The sequence below is a fragment of the Streptococcus sp. GMD6S genome, assembly GCF_000297015.1.
In genome coordinates, this window is record NZ_AJRH01000354.1 from 1 (window position 1) to 705 (window position 705).

Genomic DNA, 705 nt, shown 5'->3' on the forward strand with positions numbered 1-705 from the left:
CGCGAGGGCTTGCAGGAAACACCTGCTCGTGTAGCCCGTATGTACCAAGAGATTTTTTCAGGCCTTGGCCAAACTGCTGAGGAACACCTGTCAAAATCCTTTGAGATTATTGATGATAATATGGTAGTGGAAAAGGATATTTTTTTCCACACTATGTGTGAACACCACTTCTTGCCTTTTTATGGGAGAGCGCACATTGCCTATATTCCAGATGGTCGGGTGGCAGGCTTGTCTAAGCTAGCCCGTACGGTTGAAATTTATTCTAAAAAACCACAGATTCAAGAACGGTTAAATATTGAAGTGGCCGATGCCTTGATGGACTATCTGGGGGCTAAAGGAGCCTTTGTTGTCATTGAGGCCGAGCATATGTGTATGAGCATGCGTGGTGTCAGAAAACCAGGTACTGCGACTTTGACGACAGTAGCGCGAGGTGTATTTGAAACAGATAAAGACCTCCGAGACCAGGCTTATCGTTTAATGGGACTATAATACTCTTCGAAAATCAAATTCAAACCACGTCAGCTTCCATCTGCAACCTCAAAACGGTGTTTTGAGCAGCCTGCGGCTAGCTTCCTAGTTTGCACTTTGATTTTCATTGAGTATAAAAAGAATCCGCTTCATGCGGATTTTTCTAGAAAGGACAAGTTATGGATCAACTGCAGATTAAAGATTTGGAAATTTTTGCCTATCATGGTCTTTTCCCTA

At 43.3% G+C, this 705-nt stretch carries 1 protein-coding gene; it reads left to right on the top strand.

Going from position 1 to position 705, the window contains the following annotated elements; all coding sequences use genetic code 11:
• The coding region (gene folE, locus GMD6S_RS11575) for a GTP cyclohydrolase I FolE (RefSeq protein ID WP_000305087.1) at positions 1 to 489 on the top strand (489 nt) is incomplete at its 5' end.
• Positions 490 to 705 lie beyond the last annotated feature (216 nt).